General features: G+C 71.6%; 19 protein-coding genes. All 19 read left to right on the plus strand.

The annotated features are described in order from the left end of the window. The first annotated feature begins 73 nt into the window (after positions 1 to 73). Positions 74 to 1,468 carry a diaminopimelate decarboxylase gene (lysA, locus tag VM95_RS11000; RefSeq protein ID WP_045694779.1) on the plus strand — a complete coding sequence of 465 codons (1,395 nt, stop codon included), beginning with the start codon at positions 74 to 76 and terminating at the stop codon, positions 1,466 to 1,468. Positions 1,469 to 1,605: 137 nt separating this feature from the next. Then, positions 1,606 to 2,898, plus strand: a complete 1,293-nt coding sequence (locus tag VM95_RS11005) for a homoserine dehydrogenase (RefSeq protein WP_045694780.1) — start codon at positions 1,606 to 1,608, stop codon at positions 2,896 to 2,898. 9 nt (positions 2,899 to 2,907) lie between these two features. Then, the gene (gene thrC / locus VM95_RS11010) at positions 2,908 to 4,005 is read left to right on the plus strand and encodes a threonine synthase (protein WP_045694781.1); all 1,098 of its coding nucleotides are present in this window, start codon (positions 2,908 to 2,910) and stop codon (positions 4,003 to 4,005) included. A 362-nt stretch (positions 4,006 to 4,367) separates the two neighbouring features. After that, on the plus strand, positions 4,368 to 5,306 hold the full coding sequence (gene thrB, locus VM95_RS11015; RefSeq protein WP_045694784.1) for a homoserine kinase: 939 nt from the start codon (positions 4,368 to 4,370) through the stop codon (positions 5,304 to 5,306). 580 nt (positions 5,307 to 5,886) lie between these two features. Continuing rightward, positions 5,887 to 8,001, plus strand: coding sequence for a transcription termination factor Rho (gene rho / locus VM95_RS11020; protein WP_045694786.1), 2,115 nt, complete (start codon positions 5,887 to 5,889; stop codon positions 7,999 to 8,001). Positions 8,002 to 8,140: 139 nt separating this feature from the next. Next, positions 8,141 to 9,226 carry an LCP family protein gene (locus VM95_RS11025; protein WP_045694789.1) on the plus strand — a complete coding sequence of 362 codons (1,086 nt, stop codon included), beginning with the start codon at positions 8,141 to 8,143 and terminating at the stop codon, positions 9,224 to 9,226. Positions 9,227 to 9,375: 149 nt separating this feature from the next. Continuing rightward, positions 9,376 to 9,597 (plus strand): 50S ribosomal protein L31, encoded by a 222-nt coding sequence (gene rpmE, locus VM95_RS11030; protein WP_030057539.1) that lies wholly within the window; start codon positions 9,376 to 9,378, stop codon positions 9,595 to 9,597. Between the two features lie 157 nt (positions 9,598 to 9,754). Continuing rightward, positions 9,755 to 10,831 carry a peptide chain release factor 1 gene (gene prfA, locus VM95_RS11035; RefSeq protein WP_045694792.1) on the plus strand — a complete coding sequence of 359 codons (1,077 nt, stop codon included), beginning with the start codon at positions 9,755 to 9,757 and terminating at the stop codon, positions 10,829 to 10,831. A 61-nt stretch (positions 10,832 to 10,892) separates the two neighbouring features. Next, the gene (gene prmC / locus VM95_RS11040) at positions 10,893 to 11,759 is read left to right on the plus strand and encodes a peptide chain release factor N(5)-glutamine methyltransferase (RefSeq protein WP_045694794.1); all 867 of its coding nucleotides are present in this window, start codon (positions 10,893 to 10,895) and stop codon (positions 11,757 to 11,759) included. 78 nt (positions 11,760 to 11,837) lie between these two features. Next, the gene (locus VM95_RS11045) at positions 11,838 to 12,485 is read left to right on the plus strand and encodes an L-threonylcarbamoyladenylate synthase (protein WP_045694797.1); all 648 of its coding nucleotides are present in this window, start codon (positions 11,838 to 11,840) and stop codon (positions 12,483 to 12,485) included. Next, positions 12,482 to 13,156, plus strand: coding sequence for an arsenate reductase/protein-tyrosine-phosphatase family protein (locus VM95_RS11050; RefSeq protein ID WP_425265295.1), 675 nt, complete (start codon positions 12,482 to 12,484; stop codon positions 13,154 to 13,156). The genes VM95_RS11045 and VM95_RS11050 overlap by 4 nt, the downstream gene beginning before the upstream one ends. A 134-nt stretch (positions 13,157 to 13,290) precedes the next feature. Beyond that, on the plus strand, positions 13,291 to 14,571 hold the full coding sequence (locus tag VM95_RS11055) for a serine hydroxymethyltransferase (protein ID WP_045694800.1): 1,281 nt from the start codon (positions 13,291 to 13,293) through the stop codon (positions 14,569 to 14,571). 161 nt (positions 14,572 to 14,732) lie between these two features. Next, positions 14,733 to 16,010: an MraY family glycosyltransferase gene (locus VM95_RS11060; protein ID WP_045694803.1), complete on the plus strand. Its 1,278-nt coding sequence runs from the start codon at positions 14,733 to 14,735 to the stop codon at positions 16,008 to 16,010. 294 nt (positions 16,011 to 16,304) lie between these two features. Beyond that, on the plus strand, positions 16,305 to 16,748 hold the full coding sequence (locus VM95_RS11065; RefSeq protein ID WP_045694806.1) for a Cg1360 family ATP-synthase-associated protein: 444 nt from the start codon (positions 16,305 to 16,307) through the stop codon (positions 16,746 to 16,748). A gap of 285 nt (positions 16,749 to 17,033) precedes the next feature. Continuing rightward, complete coding sequence (atpB, locus tag VM95_RS11070) at positions 17,034 to 17,849, plus strand: F0F1 ATP synthase subunit A (RefSeq protein ID WP_045694809.1); 816 nt, start codon at positions 17,034 to 17,036, stop codon at positions 17,847 to 17,849. Between the two features lie 90 nt (positions 17,850 to 17,939). After that, complete coding sequence (atpE, locus tag VM95_RS11075) at positions 17,940 to 18,176, plus strand: ATP synthase F0 subunit C (RefSeq protein WP_078859784.1); 237 nt, start codon at positions 17,940 to 17,942, stop codon at positions 18,174 to 18,176. 34 nt (positions 18,177 to 18,210) lie between these two features. Continuing rightward, a complete protein-coding gene (locus VM95_RS11080) occupies positions 18,211 to 18,768 on the plus strand; it encodes a F0F1 ATP synthase subunit B (RefSeq protein WP_045694811.1) in 558 nt (185 codons plus the stop codon). Further along, positions 18,765 to 19,580, plus strand: coding sequence for a F0F1 ATP synthase subunit delta (locus tag VM95_RS11085; protein ID WP_045694814.1), 816 nt, complete (start codon positions 18,765 to 18,767; stop codon positions 19,578 to 19,580). The genes VM95_RS11080 and VM95_RS11085 overlap by 4 nt, the downstream gene beginning before the upstream one ends. Positions 19,581 to 19,736: 156 nt before the next feature. Beyond that, positions 19,737 to 21,311 (plus strand): F0F1 ATP synthase subunit alpha, encoded by a 1,575-nt coding sequence (gene atpA / locus VM95_RS11090; protein ID WP_045694817.1) that lies wholly within the window; start codon positions 19,737 to 19,739, stop codon positions 21,309 to 21,311. Positions 21,312 to 21,336: the final 25 nt, after the last annotated feature.

Raw genomic sequence — 21,336 nt, forward strand, 5'->3', positions numbered from 1 at the left:
CAGCGGGGGCGGCTGACGGTCAACGGAGACCGTCGCCGCCCCTCGCCATAGGTCTCGAAGGACTGACGAGAGCATGAGTCGTTCCGCACACCCGGCAGGCCCCCGCCACGGCGACGTCCTGCCCGAGGGCCACTACCAGGCCCCGCCCGCCGACCTGAACGCGCTCGACCCCAAGGTCTGGTCGCGCACCGTCACCCGCGACGGCGAGGGCGTGGCCGTCGTCGGCGGCATCGACGTCAAGCGGCTGGCGGCCGAGTTCGGCACCCCGGCCTACGTGCTGGACGAGGAGGACTTCCGCTCCCGGGCCCGCGCCTGGCGGGAGGCCTTCGGCGCCGACGCGGACGTCTACTACGCCGGCAAGGCGTTCCTCTCCAAGGCGGTCGTGCGCTGGCTGTTCGAGGAGGGCCTGAACCTCGACGTGTGCAGCACCGGCGAGTTGGCGGTGGCGCTGGCCGCCGGGATGCCGCCGGAGCGGATCGCGCTGCACGGCAACAACAAGTCGGCGGACGAGCTGGAGCACGCGGTGAAGACCGGCGTGGGCCACATCGTGGTCGACTCCTACCAGGAGATCGAGCGGCTGGCCGCGATCGCCGCCCGGCACGGCGTGCGCCAGCAGGTGCTGATCCGGATCACCGTGGGCGTCGAGGCGCACACCCACGAGTTCATCGCGACCGCGCACGAGGACCAGAAGTTCGGCCTGTCGCTGAGCGGGGGAGCGGCCGCCGAGGCGGTGCGCCGGGTGCTCGCGCACGGCGACAGCCTGGAGCTGCGCGGCATCCACTCGCACATCGGCTCGCAGATCTTCGACATGGCCGGTTTCGAGGTGGCCGCCCGCCGGGTGGTCGGCCTGCTGGCCGGGATCCGCGACGAGCACGGCGTCGAGCTGCCCGAGATCGACCTCGGCGGCGGCCTCGGCATCGCCTACACCAGCGAGGACGACCCGCGCGAGCCGGCCGAGATCGCGGCCGCGCTGGCCGAGATCGTCCGCCGGGAGTGCGCCGGCGCGGGCCTGGCCGTCCCCCGGCTGAGCGTGGAGCCGGGCCGGGCGATCGTCGGCCCGACCATGTTCACGCTGTACGAGGTGGGCACCGTCAAGCCGCTGGAGGGCCTGCGCACCTACGTCAGCGTGGACGGCGGGATGTCGGACAACATCCGCACCGCGCTGTACGACGCCGAGTACTCGGTGGCGCTGGTGTCGCGCACCAGTGCGGCCGAGCCGATGCTGGTCAGGGTGGTCGGCAAGCACTGCGAGTCCGGCGACATCGTCGTCCGGGACGCCTTCCTGCCCGCCGACCTGGCCCCCGGCGACCTGATCGCGGTGCCCGCCACCGGCGCCTACTGCCGCTCGATGGCGAGCAACTACAACCACGCCCTCAAGCCCCCCGTGGTCGCCGTCGAGGGCGGCGCGGCCCGGGTGATCGTCCGGCGCGAGACGGAGGAGGATCTCCTGCGCCTGGATATCGGATGACGAAATTCTCGTCTCAGATCATGGAACGACCGTAGATCCGTGCGGAAAGTCCCCGAGACTGGTACGGACCGAAGTTTCCGGCGGCCCCGAGAATCCGCCGGAAACACCGAAGCACGATGAATGCAGAGCGGAGTCGGATGATGCGTACGCGCCCGCTGAAGGTGGCGTTGCTGGGTTGTGGTGTGGTGGGCTCCGAGGTGGCGCGCATCATGACGACGACGGCCGACGACCTCACGGCTCGCATCGGTGCTCCGGTCGAGCTCGCCGGGATCGCGGTCCGCCGGGCCGGCCGGGTCCGCCCCGGGGTGCCCGAGCACCTGATCACCACCGACGCCGAGGCCCTGATCAACCGGGGCGACATCGACGTCGTGGTCGAGGTGGTGGGCGGCATCGAGCCGTCCAAGTCCCTGATCCTGTCCGCCTTCAAGCAGGGCGCCTCGGTGGTCAGCGCGAACAAGGCGCTGCTCGCCCAGGACGGCACCGAGCTGCACGCCGCGGCCGCCGAGGCCGGGGTGGACCTGTACTACGAGGCCGCGGTGGCGGGCGCGATCCCGCTGCTGCGCCCGCTGCGCGAGTCGCTGGCCGGGGACAAGGTCGACCGGGTGCTGGGGATCGTCAACGGCACCACCAACTTCATCCTCGACAAGATGGACACCAGCGGCGCCGGCTACTCGGAGGCGCTGGAGGAGGCCACCGCGCTCGGCTACGCCGAGGCCGACCCGACCGCCGACGTGGAGGGCTTCGACGCCGCCGCCAAGGCCGCCATCCTGGCCGGCATCGCCTTCCACACCAAGGTGACCGCCGCGGACGTGTACCGCGAGGGCATCACCGAGGTGACCGCCGCCGACATCGCCTCGGCCAAGGAGATGGGCTGCGTCGTCAAACTGCTCGCGATCTGCGAGCGGGCCAAGGACGGCGAGTCGGTCACCGCCCGGGTCCACCCGGCGATGATCCCGCTCTCGCACCCGCTGGCCTCCGTCCGCGAGGCGTACAACGCGGTGTTCGTCGAGGCCGAGGCGGCCGGCCGGCTGATGTTCTACGGCCCGGGCGCGGGCGGCTCGCCGACCGCCTCCGCGGTGCTCGGCGACCTGGTCGCGGTCTGCCGCAACAAGCTCGCGGGCGCCACCGGCCCCGGTGACTCGGTGTACACCCGGCTCCCGGCCAAGCCGATGGGCGACGTCGTCACCCGCTACCACGTCAGCCTGGACGTGGACGACCGCGCGGGCGTGCTCGCCCAGGTGGCGTCCGTCTTCGCCGAGCACGGCGTGTCCATCGACACCGTGCGCCAGCAGGGCCGCGACGGCGACGCCTCGCTCGTCGTGGTCACCCACCGCGCCACCGACGCCGCGCTGTCGGCGACGGTCGACAAGCTCCGCGCGCTGGACAGCGTGCGGGACGTGGCCAGCATCATGCGGGTCGAAGGGGAATAAGGAACAGCCATGAACGCCGTTGCCGAGAACGTCGTCCGAGGCGCGCACACCCACCAGTGGCGCGGCCTGATCGAGGAGTACCGGGACCGCCTGCCGGTCACCGCGGCCACCCCGGTGGTCACCCTGCTGGAGGGCGGCACGCCGCTCGTCCCCGCCCAGGTGCTGTCCGAGCGCACGGGCTGCGAGGTCTACCTCAAGGTCGAGGGCGCCAACCCGACCGGCTCCTTCAAGGACCGCGGGATGACGATGGCCATCTCCAAGGCCAAGGAGGAGGGCGCGCAGGCCGTCATCTGCGCGTCCACCGGCAACACCTCGGCCTCCGCCGCCGCGTACGCGGTGCGGGCCGGGATGGTCTCCGCGGTGCTCGTCCCGCAGGGCAAGATCGCCCTCGGCAAGATGGGCCAGGCGCTGGTGCACGGCGCGAAGATCCTGCAGGTGGACGGGAACTTCGACGACTGCCTGACGCTCGCCCGCGAACTGTCCGAGAAGTACCCGGTGGCGCTGGTCAACTCGGTGAACCCGGTGCGGATCGAGGGTCAGAAGACGGCCGCCTTCGAAATCGTCGACATGCTCGGCGACGCCCCGGACATCCACGTCCTGCCGGTCGGGAACGCGGGCAACATCACGGCCTACTGGAAGGGCTACCGCGAGTACGCCACCGACCGGATGGCCACCCGCACCCCGCGGATGTGGGGCTTCCAGGCCGCCGGCTCGGCCCCGATCGTGGACGGCGCCCCGGTGCTGAAGCCGCAGACCATCGCCACCGCGATCCGGATCGGCAACCCGGCCTCCTGGGACTACGCGCTCGCCGCGCGGGACGAGTCCGGCGGCCTCATCGACAAGGTGACGGACCGTCAGATCCTGTCCGCCTACCGGCTGTTGGCCTCGCAGGAGGGCGTCTTCGTGGAGCCCGCCTCGGCCGCCTCGGTGGCCGGCCTGCTGGCCAAGGCGGAGGCCGGCCTGGTCGACCCGGGCCAGCGGATCGTCTGCACCGTCACCGGCAACGGCCTCAAGGACCCGGACTGGGCGGTGGCCGGCGCGCCGCAGCCGCAGGTCGTCCCGGTCGACCCGGAGGCCGCCGCGCGGCGCCTCGGCCTGCTCGACTGACCCGACTTCCCCCCACCCGGTACGGGGACTGACGGTTCGACGGGTCGACCCTTTCGGGGGTCGACCCGTCGACGTTCTCCGCTGACACTTTTGTGTCAATTCGGCGGCGCATTCCGATCCGATTTCCGGTCGCATTCCGGCCAGAAGCGGCAACACACCAGATCGAAGGCCCACGGGGTGTACCACTGGGGAACCTCTCTTCGATACTCTGGCTCCGGCCGTCTGGCACCTGCCCCGGGCTCGGCCTCACAGGGGCCGCGCCGACGACCGTGACCGCCCGCCCCGGAGGGGGCCTGCGGCTCCCCACCTCGCACCTGACGACGCGCTGAGCGCCGCCCGATTTCCCCAGGAGAGTCCACCGCATGGCCGGTCCTGCGTTCCGTGCCGCCGCCGTCCGGGTCAGGGTTCCCGCGACCAGCGCCAACCTCGGCCCGGGCTTCGACGCCTTCGGGCTCGCGCTGGGTCTGTACGACGACGTGGTCGTCCGGGTCGCCGACTCCGGACTCGCCGTCGACATCGCCGGGGAGGGCGCCGAGACGCTGCCGCGCGACGAGCGCCACCTGCTGGTCCGCTCGATGCGGGCCGCCTTCGACCGGCTCGGCGGCCAGCCGCGCGGCCTCGAAGTGGTCTGCGCCAACCGGATACCGCACGGCCGTGGCCTGGGCTCCTCCTCCGCCGCGATCTGCGCCGGCATCGTGGCCGCCCGGGCCGTCACCATCGGCGGCCCGTCCGCGCTCGACGACGACGCGCTGCTGGCCCTCGCCTCCGAGCTGGAGGGCCACCCGGACAACGTCGCGGCCTGCCTGCGCGGCAACTTCACCATCGCGTGGACCGAGGAGGAGACGGCGAAGGCGGTCGCGCTGGAGCCCTCCGAGCAGGTCGTCCCGGTGGTGTTCGTCCCGGCCGGCGCGGTGCTCACCGAGACCGCCCGCGGCCTGCTGCCGAAGACCGTCCCGCTGGCCGACGCCGCCGCCAACGCCGGCCGTTCCGCGCTGCTCGTGGAGGCGCTGACCAGGCGCCCCGAGCTGCTGCTCGCCGCCACCGAGGACCGGCTGCACCAGGACTACCGCTCCTCCGCGATGCCGGACAGCGCCGCCCTGGTCGGCGCGCTGCGCGCGGAGGGCGTCCCGGCGGTCATCTCCGGGGCCGGCCCGACCGTCCTCGCGCTCACCGACGAGGCCGGCGTCGACAAGGTGCTCTCCTTCGCCGGGCACCACGGCCACGGCGGCGACCCGGCGTTCGCCGCGCACCGCCTGAACGTCGACCGCGCCGGGGCCACCGTGCTCCCGCTGGACGTCTGAGCTGCCGGTCACGGCCCGGCGCGAGCCGGGCCGTCCGGACACGATTGGCAAGGGCAAGGCCGGGGAATGTCTGAGGGGGTCGGTAGTGTTAACCTCATTGCTGCACCAGGTGCCCTCCGGGGCTCGGTGCGCCGCGTCCCGATCCCAGCACTCCACTGCCGTGGAGTCCAGGCGATGCCCGGGGCGACGATTCTCCGGGAGCCCACCGCAGCGCGTACGCAGCCTGCCTGCGCGACATGCGGTCGCATCCCGAAGCCGTGACGGCACCTGACTCCCACCCGCGGCCTCCCCACTGGAGGCCAGGACGGGCGGAGCGCGGGCCACCGTCACGCGACGGGGGCCCGGGATTCACAGGCAGCGTGGGGGCGCAACGCCCTCAGGGGAGGTCGACACCGACCGGCCCACCGCGCCACTCAGCACCACCGTGCTTCACGCACCGCACCTCCCAGCTCTCCCTCGACGGGCTCCCGCCATTCGAGGGGATCACCGCCTCGGACCGACGCAGTCGAGCGTTGGTCAGGACAGCACAACCGGTCGCCGAGCCAGACAGGCCGACGTCCGCTCCAGGGAAGGACCCTTAGTGAGCGACTCCACCGATCTGATGGGCGCGCGCCCGGACGCAGAGGCGTCCGACGCGGCCGCCGCACCCGCTGCCCCGGCGCGGCGCCGCCGCAGCGCCGCCGCGGGCCTGGACGGCATGGTCCTGGCCGAGCTGCAGAAGCTCGCCGCGGACCTGGGCATCACCGGTACCGGACGCATGCGCAAGAGCCAGCTGATCGAGACCATCAAGGAGAAGAGCGGCGGGGACCCGCTGCTCGCCGCCGGTGGCGCCCCGGCCGCCAAGCGCACCGCCGCGAAGGCGGACGCCGAGGTCACCGAGAAGCCGGCCCGCCGCACCAAGGCCGCCGCTGCCGCCGAGGCCCCGGCCGCCGCCGAGTCGCAGGCCCAGCAGGCCGCCCAGATCGACATCCCGGTCCAGGCCGCCGCCGAGACCGCCGCGCCGGCCCGTGCCGAGCGCCCCCGCCGCCGTGCCACCTCGGCCGCCGGCGCCCCGACCGCCGAGGCCGTCGCCGCCGCCGGTGCGGACGCCGCCGTCGTGGTCGCAGAGACCAAGCAGGCCGAGGCCCGCCCGGCCGAGACCCGCGCCTTCGAGGGCCGCGAGGAGGGCCGCGAGACCCGTCGCGACCGCCGTGAGCGCCGCGAGCGCGGCGACCGCACCGAGCGCACGGACCGCACCGAGCGCCAGGACGGCGGCGACGCCGGCCAGGACGGCGAGGGCCGCGAGTCCCGCCGCGACCGCCGCAACCGCCGCGAGCGCGCCGACCGCCAGACCCAGCAGGGCGGCCAGCAGCAGGGCGGCCAGGGCGACGGCCAGCAGCGCCGCGAGGCCGGCCAGCAGGCCGCGCAGCAGCAGCCGCAGGCCCAGCAGGGCGGCTACGACGACGACGAGTTCGGCGAGGGCCGCCGGGGCCGTCGCGGCCGCTACCGCGACCGCCGTGGCCGTCGCGGCCGTGACGGCTTCGAGGCCGCCGGCCCGGTCGAGCCGCAGATCGGCGAGGACGACGTCCTGATCCCGGTCGCGGGCATCCTCGACATCCTCGACAACTACGCGTTCGTGCGCACCTCCGGCTACCTGCCGGGCCAGAACGACGTCTACGTCTCGCTCGCCCAGGTCCGCAAGAACGGCCTGCGCAAGGGCGACGCCATCACCGGTGCGGTGCGCCAGCCCCGCGAGGGCGAGCGCCGCGAGAAGTTCAACGCCCTGGTGCGGCTGGACTCCGTCAACGGCATGGACCCGGAGAGCGGCCGCGGCCGCCCCGAGTTCAACAAGCTGACCCCGCTGTACCCGCAGGAGCGGCTGCGCCTGGAGACCGACCCGGGCGTGCTGACCACCCGGATCATCGACCTGGTGTCGCCGATCGGCAAGGGCCAGCGCGGTCTGATCGTCGCGCCGCCGAAGACCGGCAAGACCATGGTGCTGCAGGCGGTCGCCAACGCGATCACCCACAACAACCCCGAGTGCCACCTGATGGTCGTCCTGGTCGACGAGCGTCCGGAAGAGGTCACCGACATGCAGCGGTCGGTGAAGGGCGAGGTCATCTCCTCGACCTTCGACCGCCCGGCGGAGGACCACACCACCGTCGCCGAGCTGGCCATCGAGCGCGCCAAGCGCCTGGTCGAGCTGGGCCACGACGTGGTCATCCTGCTGGACTCGATCACCCGCCTGGGCCGCGCCTACAACCTGGCGGCGCCGGCCTCCGGCCGCATCCTGTCCGGTGGTGTCGACTCGACCGCGCTGTACCCGCCGAAGAAGTTCTTCGGCGCCGCGCGCAACATCGAGAACGGCGGCTCGCTGACCATCCTGGCCACCGCGCTGGTCGAGACCGGCTCGCGCATGGACGAGGTGATCTTCGAGGAGTTCAAGGGCACCGGCAACATGGAGCTCAAGCTCGACCGGAAGCTCTCGGACAAGCGCATCTTCCCGGCCGTCGACGTGGACGCCTCCAGCACCCGCAAGGAGGAGATCCTGCTCGGCAGCGAGGAGCTGGCCATCGTCTGGAAGCTGCGCCGGGTGCTGCACGCGCTCGACTCGCAGCAGGCGATCGAGCTGCTGCTGGACAAGATGAAGCAGACCAAGAGCAACGCCGAGTTCCTGATGCAGATCGCCAAGACCACCCCCGGCTCCGGCGACTGACCGTAGCCGGACGGCTGTCGGACACCGAACCCCGGATCGCGCGAGCGGTCCGGGGTTCGGTGCGTCCGGCCGGGCACTGTTTCACGATCGGGACGACTTTGGGCTTTTTCGGCTACTTGTCCGATTTACTCTGGACCGTATGGCCGAGCACAAGAGCACCCCCAGCCGCCGCCGCAGGGTCCTGCGGGTGGCCGCCTGCGCGTTCGTCGCGCTCGTCGTCCTGGGCGCCGGAGCGGCCGTGTACGCGTACGTCAGGCTCAACGGCAACATCAAGACCGTCGACATCGACGAGCGGCTCGGCGACGCCCGTCCGCCGGCCGCCACCGACGGCTCCTTCAACATCCTCGTCCTGGGTTCCGACTCGCGCTCCGGCGACAACGGGAGCCTGGCCGGCGGCACCACCGACGGCGCCCGCTCGGACACCGCGATGGTGGTGCACGTCAGCCAGGACCACTCGCGGGCCTCGGTCGTCTCCATCCCGCGCGACACCCTGGTCGACCGGCCGGACTGCACCGACCCGAGCGGCAAGGCCGTCCCGGCGGTGAAGCGCGCGATGTACAACAGCGCCTTCGAGGCCGGCGGCGCGGCCTGCGCGGTCAAGACCACCGAACAGCTCACCGGGCTGCGGATGGACCACTACGTGCAGATCGACTTCGCCGGCTTCGCCCGGGTCGTCGACGCGATAGGCGGGGCCACCGTGACCACCACGGTGGCCATCCACGACAAGGACAGCGGCCTGGACCTGCCGCCCGGCGAGCACCACCTGAACGGCCAGCAGGCACTCGCCTTCGTCCGCACCCGGCACGGCGTCGGCGACGGCAGCGACCTCGGCCGGATCGAGCTGCAGAAGCAGATGGTCAAGTCGCTGCTCCAGCAGGCCGGCGGGGCGGGCCTGTTCACCGACCCGGTCAAGCTGTGGTCGATCGGCGACACCGTGACGAAGAGCATCACCACCGACTCCGCGCTCGGCTCGGTGAACTCCCTGGTCGGGCTGGTGCAGGAACTCAAGGGGATCGGGCCGGACCGGCTGAGCATGGTCACCCTGCCCGTGGTCACCGCCCCCAGCGACCCGAACCGGGTGGTCGAGCAGCAGCCGCAGGCCGGGCAGGTGTGGGCGGCGCTCAAGGCCGACCAGCCGATCCCGCAGACCGTCGTCTCGGCCCAGCCGGAGAACCCGGCGCAGGCCGCCCCGACCGCCTCGCCGACCGCCCGCGCCAGGCGCTGAGCGGGGCGCCGGGCGGGCCAGGAATACCCGCGGACCCGACCCGGTTTGGGAAGATGCGGCCGGTCCTGGCAGACTGGTTCGTCGGTCCCGGTTCACGAGCGGCATTCCAGCCGCCGACCCGGTGCCCTCCCGAAACCTAGGAGAACCCCTTGAAGCCCAACGTTCACCCCGAGTACGTGGTCACGCGCGTGACCTGCACCTGCGGCGCCGAGTTCACCACCCGCTCGACCGAGACCAGCGGCGAGATCCGCGCCGAGGTCTGCTCGCAGTGCCACCCGTTCTACACCGGCAAGCAGAAGATCCTCGACACCGGCGGCCGCGTGGCCCGCTTCGAGGCCCGCTTCGGCAAGCAGCACAGCGCGAAGGCCTAGCGCTCCCTCGGCGCCGGCTCCCGGCGTCCCCGTACTCGTTCCGGGGGCGCTGGGGGTCGGCGCCGTTCGCGTCCCCCCGACGCGCTCCGGCCCGTACGCTCCGCACCCCGCACGTCCCCGCCCACACGTTCCGAGCCCCCGGGAAGAAGGCCACCCCATGTTCGAGGCAGTCGAAGAGCTCCTCGTCGAGCACGCCGACCTCGAGAAGAGGCTGGCAGACCCGTCCGTCCACGCCGACCAGGCCAACGCCCGCAAGCTGGCCAAGCGCTACGCCGAGCTGACCCCGATCACCCGGGTCTACCGGGAGTGGCGGCAGGCCGGCGAGGACATCGTGGCCGCGCGCGAACTCGCCGCGGAGGACCCGGACTTCATCGCCGAGGTGAAGGACTCCGAGGCGCGGCAGGAAGAGCTGACCGAGGAACTGCGGCTGCTGCTCGTCCCGCGCGACCCGAGCGACGACAAGGACGTCATCCTGGAGATCAAGGCGGGCGAGGGCGGCGAGGAGTCCGCGCTGTTCGCCGGCGACCTGCTCCGGATGTACCTGCGCTTCGCCGAGCGGGTCGGCTGGAAGACCGAGCTCATCGACTCCAACGAGTCGGACCTCGGCGGCTACAAGGACGTCTCGGTCGCGGTCAAGACCAAGGGCAACGCCGAGCCCGGCCAGGGCGTCTGGGCCCGACTGAAGTACGAGGGCGGCGTGCACCGCGTGCAGCGCGTCCCCGCCACCGAGTCGCAGGGCCGCATCCACACCTCCGCGGCGGGCGTGCTGGTCACCCCCGAGGCGGAGGAGGTCGAGGTCGAGATCCACGCCAACGACCTGCGCATCGACGTCTACCGCTCCTCGGGCCCCGGCGGCCAGTCGGTCAACACCACGGACTCGGCGGTCCGGATCACCCACCTGCCGACCGGTATCGTGGCGTCCTGCCAGAACGAGAAGAGCCAGCTGCAGAACAAGGAGCAGGCGATGCGCATCCTGCGTTCGCGGCTGCTGGCCGCCGCGCAGGAGGAGGCCGAGCGCGAGGCCTCGGACGCGCGTCGCAGCCAGGTCCGCACGGTGGACCGCTCCGAGCGCATCCGGACGTACAACTACCCGGAGAACCGCATCTCGGACCACCGCACGGGGTTCAAGTCGTACAACCTGGACCAGGTCCTGGACGGCGACCTGAACGCGGTGATCCAGTCCTGCGTCGACGCGGACGCCGCGGCCAAGCTCGCCGCGGCCCAACAGAACTGAGACCGGCGCGCCCCAGCCCGACAAGCCTGAAGCCGGAGCGCAGAAACAAGAGGTCGTACGGATGAACCTGCTGCTCGCCGAGGTGGCCCAGGCCACCCAGCGGTTGGCCGCGGCCGGCGTGCCGTCGCCGCGCTTCGACGCGGAGGAACTCGCCGCCTACGTCCACAACGTCAAGCGCAGCCAGCTGCACACCGTGAAGGACGCGGACTTCGACGCCCGCTACTGGGAGGCCGTCTCCCGCCGCGAGGCGCGCGAGCCGCTGCAGCACATCACCGGGCGGGCGTTCTTCCGCTACCTCGAACTCGAAGTCGGCCCCGGAGTGTTCGTGCCCCGGCCGGAGACCGAGACGGTCGTCGAGTGGGCCATAGAAGCGGTGCGCGAGATGGACGTGGCCGAGCCGCTGGTCGTCGACCTGTGCTCCGGCTCCGGCGCGATCGCGCTCGCCCTCGCCCAGGAACTGCCGCGCTCCAGCGTGCACGCCTTCGAGCTCGACGAGGGCGCGCTGGAGTACACCCGGCGCAACATCGAGGCCAGCCCCGACCGCGCCCGGGTCACCCTGCACGCCGGCGACGCCACCCGGGCCTTCGCCGACGACCGCTCCTGGGACGGCCGCTTCGACCTGGTGATCTCCAACCCGCCGTACATCCCGCTCACCGAGTGGGAGTACGTCGCGCCCGAGGCCCGCGACCACGACCCGCAGATGTCCCTGTTCTCCGGCGAGGACGGCCTGGACACCATCCGCGGCATCGAGCGGGTCGCCGCCCGGCTGCTGCGCCCGGGCGGCGCGGTGGTGGTCGAGCACGCCGACCAGCAGGGCGGCCAGGTGCCGTGGATCTTCAACGAGGAACGCGGTTGGACGGACACCGCCGACCACCGCGACCTGAACAACCGGCCGCGCTTCACGACCGCCCGCAGGGCCGGGTCGTGACGGGCCGGATCGTGAACACCGAGCGCAGCGCTACCGCGCCGTGAATGTCATGAGCCTTTCCGGAAGGGGACCGCACCGATGAGCCGCCGTTACGACTGTGCCGACGCCGGGGACCGTGCCACCGGCCTGCGCGAGGCCGCCTCGGCCATCCGCCGCGGCGAACTCGTCGTGCTGCCCACCGACACCCTGTACGGCGTCGGCGCGGACGCCTTCTCCCCGGAGGCGGTGGCCGAGCTGCTGGCCGCCAAGGGCCGCGGCCGCAACATGCCCTCCCCGGTGCTGGTCGGCTCGCCGACCACCCTGCACGGCCTGGTCACCGACTTCTCCGAGCAGGCCTGGGAACTGGTCGACGCCTTCTGGCCGGGCGGCCTGACCCTGGTCGCCAAGCACCAGCCCTCGCTGCGCTGGGACCTGGGCGAGACCCGCGGCACCGTCGCCGTGCGGATGCCGCTGCACCCGGTCGCCATCGAGCTGCTGAACACCACCGGCCCGCTCGCCGTCTCCAGCGCCAACAAGACCGGCGGGCCGTCCCCGGCCACCTGCGACGACGCCCAGCACCAGCTCGGCGACGCGATCTCGGTCTACCTGGACGGCGGTTCCGCCGACTACGCGACCGCCTCGTCCATCGTCGACGTCACCGGCAAGACCCCGGTCCTGCTGCGCGCCGGCGCGATCAGCATCGAGCAGCTGAGGGAGGTCGTCCCCGACCTGGAGGCCGGAAGTTGACGCCCATCGCCTCGCTCCATGCCGGGCCCGGCATAGCGCCGTACCTGAGCGTGGGCCCCAGGCCGCTGGACCACTTCCGGATCCTGTTCGTCTGCACCGGCAACATCTGCCGCTCGCCGATCGCCGAGCGGCTCACCCGGCGTGAGCTGGACACCCGGCTCAGCCCCCGGGTGGCCGGGCGCATCCTGGTGGAGAGCGCCGGCACCTGGGGTCACGAGGGCGCGCCGATGGAGGACCACGCGGCGACCGTGCTGAACGAGTACGGCGCCGACAGCGGGGGCTTCACCGGCCGGGAACTGCTGGACGAGCACGTGGTCGAGGCCGACCTGGTGCTCACCGCGACCCTGGACCACCGCGCCCAGGTGATCTCGATGGGGCACGAGGCGGGGCTGCGCACCTTCACACTGAAGGAGTTCACCCGCCTGGTGCGGACGATAGACCCGGGCACCCTGCCCGACCCCCGGCGCGGCGCCGACGTCACCGAGCGCGCCCGCGCCCTCGTCCGGGCGGCCGCCGCGCTGCGCGGCTGGCTGCTCGCGGCCACCCCGGAGTCGGACGAGCTGGACGACCCGTACGGGGCGCCGATCGGCATGTTCCGCAACTGCGGCGAGGAGATATTCCACGCCGTCGACCCGGTGGTGACCGCCCTCACCGGCGTGCCGGCCCGCTAGCGGCCGGCCTTCAAAGGGGCCGTCCGGCGGTTTCCCGGGGCCCGTCCGGCCCGTCCGGCCGCTTTCCGGCGGGCCGCGGCCGGGGTGCCGTCCTACGCTGGTGGCACCGTCCCCGCACGCCCGGGAGCACCGCCATGACCGTCACCGATGCCGCGACGAGCCCGACCGCCACGAGGGGGCGCCCCGCGGCGTCCGAGGCGCTGTTCCGGGCCGATCCGCAGATCGCCGACCTGCTCGCGGCCGAGGCCGAGCGGCGGGCCGAGTCGATCCAGCTGCTGGCGGGGGAGAACCTGACCAGCCCGGCCGTGCTGGCGGCGCTGACCGGGCCGCTGATCGACAAGTACGCCGAGGGCTACCCGGGCCGCCGGCACCACACCGGCTGCGCGCTGGCGGACGCCGCCGAGCTGCTGGCGATCGACCGGGCCCGCGCGCTGTTCGCCGCCCCGCACGCCAACGTCCAGCCCCGGTCGGTGACTTCGGCGATGCTGGCGGCGTACGCGGCGCTGCTGCGGCCCGGCGACGGGGTGCTCGCGATGTCGCTGGAGCACGGCGGCCACCTCAGCTGCGGCTCGCGGGCCAACTTCTCCGGCCGCTGGTTCGAATTCACCGGCTACGGGGTGCGCGAGCAGGACGGACTGGTCGACCTCGACCAGGTGCGCGACCTGGCCCGCCGGCACCGCCCGAAGGCCATCGTGGCGGGCTCGATCTCGCACCCCCGGCACCCGGACTGGGCGGCCTTCCGGGAGATCGCCGACGAGGTGGACGCCTACCTGGTCGCCGCCGTCGCGCAGACCACCGGGCTGGTCGCGGCCGGGGCGGCGCCCTCGCCGGTGCCGTTCGCGGACGTCACCGTCGCGGCCACCCACAAGCTGCTGCGCGGCCCGCGCGGCGGCCTGCTGCTGTGCACCGCGGAGCTCGCCGAGCGGATCGACCGGGCGGTGTTCCCGTTCAGCCAGGGCGGCGCGGCGATGAACGAGGTGGCCGGCAAGGCGGTGGCCCTCGCGCAGGCCGCGACGGCCGAGTACCGGGCCTACGCGCTGCGCACGGTGTCCGGGGCGCGGGCTCTCGCCGAGGGGCTCGCGGAGGCCGGTCTGCGCCCCCTGACGGGCGGGACGGACACCCACCTGGTGACGGCGGACGTCAGCCCGCTGGGCGTCAGCGGCGCGGAGGCCGAGCGGCGCTGCGCGGCGGCCGGGCTGCTGCTCGGCAAGTGCGCGCTGCCGTACGACCCGGCGCCGCCCGCCGAGGCCTCCGGGATCCGGCTGGGCACGGGCACGGTGACCAGCCAGGGCATGGGCCCGGCGGAGCTGGCCGAGATCGCCGGGCTGGTCGGCCGGCTGCTCGCCGGTGACGCGGCCGCGCCGGTCGCGCAGCGGGTCCGGGAGCTGGCGGCGGCCTACGCGGACGGCGTCTGAAACGGGAATCCCGATCTCCTACCCGGGAGGGCGAACCGCGATGCGCGTCCCGGGCGTCCGACTCAATAAGGTGTGTCCCGTGGCGACACACCTCGAACCCCGGGAAGGCAGGGGAGTACCTTCGGTACCTCCCCGTACGACAGTGATGCAGGAGGCCAGTGGTGCGTGAGTACTTGCTGGTGCTGTTCTGCACCGCCGCCGTCACCTACCTGCTGACCGGCCCGGTCCGGAAGTTCGCCATCGCGGCCGGCGCGATGCCGCCGGTGCGCGCCCGCGACGTGCACCGCGAGCCCACTCCGCGGCTCGGCGGCATCGCCATGTTCGGCGGGCTGTGCGCGGGCATCCTGGTCGCCTCGCAGCTGGACAACCTGAGCAAGGTGTTCACCCAGGGCACCGACATCCGCGCGCTGCTGTCCGGCGCCGGGATCATGTGGCTGCTCGGCGTGCTCGACGACAAGTGGGGCGTGGACGCGCTGGTGAAGCTCGGCGGCCAGATGATCGCCGCCGGTGTGATGGTCTGGCAGGGCGTCACGGTGATCACCCTCCCGGTGCCGGGCGTCGGCGCCGTCGCGGTGAGCCCCACCCAGGGCATGGTCATCTCGGTCATCCTGGTCGTCGTCATGGTCAACGCCGTGAACTTCATCGACGGCCTGGACGGCCTGGCCGGCGGCATGGTCTGCATCGCCGCGATGGCCTTCTTCCTGTACAGCTACCGGCTCTGGTACGGCTACGCGATCACCGACGCGGCCCCCGCCGTGCTGTTCAGCGTGCTGCTGATCGGCATGTGCCTGGGCTTCCTGGCGCACAACATGCACCCCGCGCGGATCTTCATGGGCGACTCCGGCTCGATGATGCTGGGCCTCATGCTCGCCGTCGCCGCGATCTCCATCACCGGCCGGGTCGACCCGGACCTGATCAACAGCGAGACCGGTTCGCAGACCGCCACCGTGCACGCGCTGGTGCCGATCTACATCCCGCTGCTGCTGCCGCTGACGGTCATCGCGCTGCCGCTGGCCGACCTGCTGCTCGCGGTGGTGCGCCGCACCTGGGCCGGACAGTCGCCGTTCGCCGCGGACAAGCGCCACCTGCACCACCGGCTGCTCCAGGTCGGGCACTCGCACAGCCGGGCCGTACTGATCATGTACTTCTGGGCGGCGCTGATCGCCTTCGGCACGGTGGCCTTCTCGGTGACCAACACCGGACGGACCGTGATCCTGACGCTCGCCGGGCTCTGCCTGGTCGGCCTGGTGGTGCTGCTCACCCCGCGGTTCCGGCCGCGGGCGCCGCGCGCGGTGCAGTCCTTCGTCCCGCCGCGCTACCGCCGGCAGCAGTCCGGCCCGATGGCGGAACTGTCGGCGAAGGACAAGCAGATTCTGGGTGAAGCCAGCCGGGGCTCCTCGGCGGCCTCCGACCACGACAAGGCCAGCGGCCGCCGTTGACAAGAGAATTGACGTTGCGTCAAATGGGGTCACCCGAACGGCGGATGGATTGCGCCAATGGTGTGACAGGTGCCACACAATCATGGTAAAGCTCTCATCAAATAGTTTGTGATACCGTTCACGAGTACCGAGAACACGCCGACAGTCCTGACAGGTGGATGACTCCGTCCCTGTCGGTCTCCTCGACTGGGCCCGCCGCTCCAGCGGGCGGCCCACGGCGATGCCTCGGTCGGCCTCACCGCCACAGTCTGTGCCCGTCCCCCGCCACATCGACATGCCGCCGGAGCTGCCGACATGCCGTCCACCGACGCCCGGATCCTCCGAGGCGCCGCGATCCCCACTGCGGTCGCCGGGATCATCGCCATGGCGATCTCCTTCGCCGTCGCCGGTGGGAAGGGCCTGCTCGGCGCGCTCTTCGGCACCTTGCTGGTGATGGCCTTCTTCAGCTTCGGCCAGGTCGCGCTCGACCGGCTGACCAGGTCGAACCCGCAGATCATGATGGCCGCGGCGCTCCTGGTGTACACCACGCAGATCCTGCTGGTCGGCATCGTGCTGGCCGTCTTCAAGAACACCGAGCTGTTCCACCGGCAGGCCTTCGCCTTCACGCTGCTCGGCTGCGCGCTGATCTGGACGGGCTTCCAGGTGCGCGGCGCCCTCAGGGCCAAGATGTTCTACGTGGACCCCCACGCCTCGGAAAACAAGGACGACAAGCCCTCCGACAAGGGTCGTCAACAGTGACGAGGCCTGACTGTCCCCCCAACGAGGGGGGCGGTGTTTATGTCGCACTGACGGGCTGCTATCGTCCGTCGCAACAACGGAGTACGGGAAGAGGCCAGGTCTGTCCGGAGAGCGGACGGATCGCCCCCCGGGCCCGCGCAGTCTTCGATGATCCCGCCGTGGTGCAGCGCACCGCCGCGCGGGGTCGGCGAGAAACCCATCAAGTTCCAGTGCCGCTCCGTGGCCACAGGCCACGCCGACACACCGAGGTTGCCGTAACCATGCGTCACGACGAAGGAGTCCGCGGTGAGTGCTGAACTCACGTCCTCGCTCGCCTCAGGCAGCTGCCACTTCGGGGACGCTGGCTGCGGCTTCCCGGCCCCGGGCCTGAACGAGTTCCAGTTCAAGCCGATCTTCTCGATCGGCAGCGTCGAGTTCAACAAGCCGATGCTGCTGTCGATCATCGTCGCACTGCTGGTCGTGGTCTTCTTCTGGGCCGCCTTCGCCAAGCCGCGCCTGGTCCCCGGCAAGCTGCAGCTGGTCGGTGAGATCGGCTACGACTTCGTCAAGCGCTCCATCGTGCTGGAGACGATCGGCAAGAAGGGCGAGAAGTACGTCCCGATGCTGGTCTCGATGTTCTTCTTCATCTGGTTGATGAACATCATGTCGATCATCCCGTTCGCGCAGTTCCCCGTGGCGGCGGCGATCGCGTTCCCGGCCGGCCTCTCGGCGATCGTGTGGATCACCTACATGACGCTGACCTTCAAGAAGCACGGCTTCGTCGGTGGTCTGAAGAACCTCTGCTGGCCGTCGGGCATCCCCGGCTGGGTCATGTTCATCCTGGTGCCGATCGAGTTCTTCTCGAACATCTTCGTGCGCCCCTTCACGCTCGCGGTCCGAGCCTTCGCGAACATGTTCGCCGGCCACCTGCTGATCGTGATGTTCTCCATCGCCTCCTGGTACCTGCTCAGCCCGACCCTGGGCGCCCTGTACGGCTCGGCGTCCTTCGTCGTCGCCGTCGCGCTGACCGCGTTCGAGCTGCTGGTCCAGTTCCTGCAGGCCTACATCTTCGTGATGCTGGCCAGCAGCTACATCGCCGGTGCCCTCGAAGAGGCGCACTGAGCCTGAGGCCCTGGCCTCCCATGAACCACCCCCTGGATCGCCCGGTGGCCAATCACCACCGGTTCACCACCCCTGCAAAGGACAATCGCAATGAGCATGATCGCTGAGGGCACTGTCTACGGTTCCGTCGCCTCCCTGGGCTACGGCCTCGCCGCCATCGGCCCCGGCATCGGCGTCGGTCTGATCTTCGGTAACGGTGTCCAGGCCATGGCCCGCCAGCCCGAGGCTGCCGGTCTCATCCGTTCCAACATGTTCATCGGCTTCGCGCTGACCGAGGCGCTCGCCCTCATCGGCATCGTCATGCCGTTCGTCTTCGGCAACAAGTAATCCGCCGTAGACCCTTTCTGAGGAAGGTCCAGACATGAACACCGCGTTCTCGCTCGCGGCCGAGGAGAAGATGAACCCTCTCCTCCCCGCGTGGCCCGAGGTGATCATCGGCCTGCTCTGCTTCTTCATCGTCTTCGGTCTGCTCGGCAAGAAGCTCCTCCCCAGCATCGAGAAGGTGCTGTCGGAGCGCCGGGACGCCATCGAGGGCGGCATGGAGCGTGCCGAGGCCGCTCAGGCCGAGGCCCAGGCCCTGCTTGAGCAGTACCGCGCCGAGCTCGCCGAGGCGCGCCACGAGGCTGCCCGCATCGTCGAGGCCGCTCGCGAGCAGGGCGCCGCCCAGCTCGCCGAGATGCGCGAGGAGGGCCAGCGTCAGCGCGAGGCCATCGTCGCCGCCGGCCACGCGCAGATCGAGGCCGACAAGAAGCAGGCGACTGCCGCCCTGCGCCAGGACGTGGGTTCGCTGGCCACCCAGCTGGCCTCCCGCATCGTGGGTGAGTCCCTGGAGGACCACGCCCGGCAGAGCGGCGTGATCGACCGCTTCCTGGACGAGCTGGAGGCCAAGGCCGCCGTTGCTCAGGGTGCGGCCAAGTGATCGGCGCCAGCCGTGAGGCCCTCGCCGCCGGCCGGCAGAACCTCGAGAGCCTGACCGACTCCACCTCGGTGGACGCGGCCAAGGTCGCCGAGGAGCTCACCGCCGTGACGGCCGTGCTGGACCGCGAGGTGTCGCTGCGCCGCGTCCTGACCGACCCCTCGCGGTCGGGCCAGGACAAGGCCCAGCTGATCACCTCGCTGCTGACCGGCCAGGTCTCCGGCGAGACCGTCGACCTGGTCGCGGGCCTGGTCCGCTCCCGCTGGTCGGGTGGCCGCGACCTGGTGGACGCCGTCGAGGAGCTGGCCGCCTACGCCGAGGTCATCGCCGCGGACAAGGCCGGCGCCCTGGACGACGTCGAGGACGAGCTGTTCCGCTTCGGCCGGGTGGTGAGCGGCTCGCACGAGCTGCGCGCCGCGCTGACCGAGCCGAAGGCCGGCGCCGTCGCCAAGGCCGAGCTGATCAAGAAGCTGCTCGGCGGCCGGGCCAACGCCGGCACCGTCCGGCTGGTCACCGCCCTGGTCAACGCGCCGCGTGGCCGTAGCCTGGAGCAGGGCCTGGAGTCCTACTCCAAGCTCGCCGCCGCTCGCCGCGGCCGTGTGGTGGCCCTGGTCACCACCGCGGTGCCGCTGTCGGACACCCAGAAGGAGCGCCTGTCCGGTGCTCTGGGCCGGATGTACGGCCGCCAGGTCCACCTGAACATCGACGTCGACCCCGAGGTCGTCGGCGGCGTCCGGGTGCAGATCGGCGACGAGATCATCAACGGCACCGTGTCGAGCCGCCTCGAAGGCGCTCGCCAGTCGCTCGAAGGCTGAGCACCGAAGCAGCACATCCGACCCTCGGTCGGGAAACCGGCTCCCCATGGAGCCGGCACATCGTACGGCCGGTTCGGAAGACCCGGCCGAGAGTCGAATACTTGCGGCCCTCAATGGCGGGCCGAGGATCGCAAACTAGGAGAGCAGGGAAGCCTGATGGCGGAGCTTACGATCCGTCCGGAGGAGATCCGGGACGCGCTGGCCGACTTTGTCCAGTCGTACCAGCCGGACGCCGCTTCTGTGGAAGAGGTCGGCACGGTCACTGACGCGGCGGACGGTATCGCCCATGTCGAGGGCCTGCCCTCGGTCATGGCGAACGAGCTGCTGAAGTTCGAGGACGGCACGCTCGGCCTCGCGCTGAACCTCGACACCCGCGAGATCGGTGTCGTCATCCTCGGTGAGTTCGGCGGCATCGAAGAGGGCCAGACCGTGCGCCGCACGGGCGAGGTCCTCTCGGTTCCGGTCGGCGACGGCTTCATGGGCCGCGTCGTGGACCCGCTGGGCAACCCGATCGACGGTCTGGGCGACATCGCCGCCGAGGGCCGCCGCGCCCTGGAGCTGCAGGCCCCCGGCGTCATGGCCCGCAAGTCGGTCAAGCAGCCGCTGCAGACCGGCATCAAGGCCATCGACGCGATGACCCCGATCGGCCGCGGCCAGCGCCAGCTGATCATCGGTGACCGCCAGACCGGCAAGACCGCGGTGGCCGTCGACACGATCATCAACCAGCGCGACAACTGGCGCTCGGGCGACCCGGAGAAGCAGGTCCGCTGCATCTACGTCGCCGTGGGCCAGAAGGGCTCCACCATCGCGTCCGTCCGCGGCGCCCTGGAGGAGGCCGGCGCGCTGGAGTACACCACCATCGTGGCCGCTCCCGCCTCCGACCCGGCCGGCTTCAAGTACCTCGCCCCGTACACCGGCTCGGCCATCGGCCAGCACTGGATGTACGCCGGCAAGCACGTCCTGATCATCTTCGACGACCTGTCGAAGCAGGCCGAGGCCTACCGCTCCGTCTCCCTGCTGCTGCGCCGCCCGCCGGGCCGCGAGGCCTACCCGGGTGACGTCTTCTACCTGCACTCCCGCCTGCTGGAGCGCTGCGCCAAGCTGAACGACGAGCTGGGCGGCGGCTCGATGACCGGTCTGCCGATCATCGAGACCAAGGCCAACGACGTCTCGGCGTACATCCCGACCAACGTCATCTCCATCACCGACGGCCAGTGCTTCCTGGAGTCCGACCTGTTCAACGCCGGCATCCGCCCGGCCGTGAACGTCGGTATCTCGGTCTCCCGCGTCGGTGGCTCCGCCCAGATCAAGGCCATGCGCTCGGTCGCCGGCCGTCTGCGCCTGGACCTCGCCCAGTACCGTGAGCTGGAGGCCTTCGCCGGCTTCGGTTCCGACCTGGACGCGGCCTCCAAGGCCCAGCTGGAGCGCGGTGCGCGCATGGTCGAGCTGCTGAAGCAGGGCCAGTACCAGCCGTTCCCGGTCGAGGAGCAGGTCGTCTCCATCTGGGCCGGCACCACCGGCAAGCTGGACGACGTCCCGGTCGCCGAGGTCCGCCGCTTCGAGCGCGAGTTCCTGGACCACGTGCGCCTGCAGCACAAGGACCTGCTCGCCGGCATCGTCGAGACCGGTCTGCTCGCGGACGGCACCGTCGACGCGCTGACCAGCGCGATCGAGGCCTTCAAGCAGGGTTACCAGACCGCCGACGGCAAGCTGCTCTCCGAGCAGGCCTGAGTCCGGTAGCGAGGGAAAGGACGTA

This window comes from Streptomyces rubellomurinus (genome assembly GCF_000961885.1).
Taxonomy (GTDB): domain Bacteria; phylum Actinomycetota; class Actinomycetes; order Streptomycetales; family Streptomycetaceae; genus Kitasatospora; species Kitasatospora rubellomurina.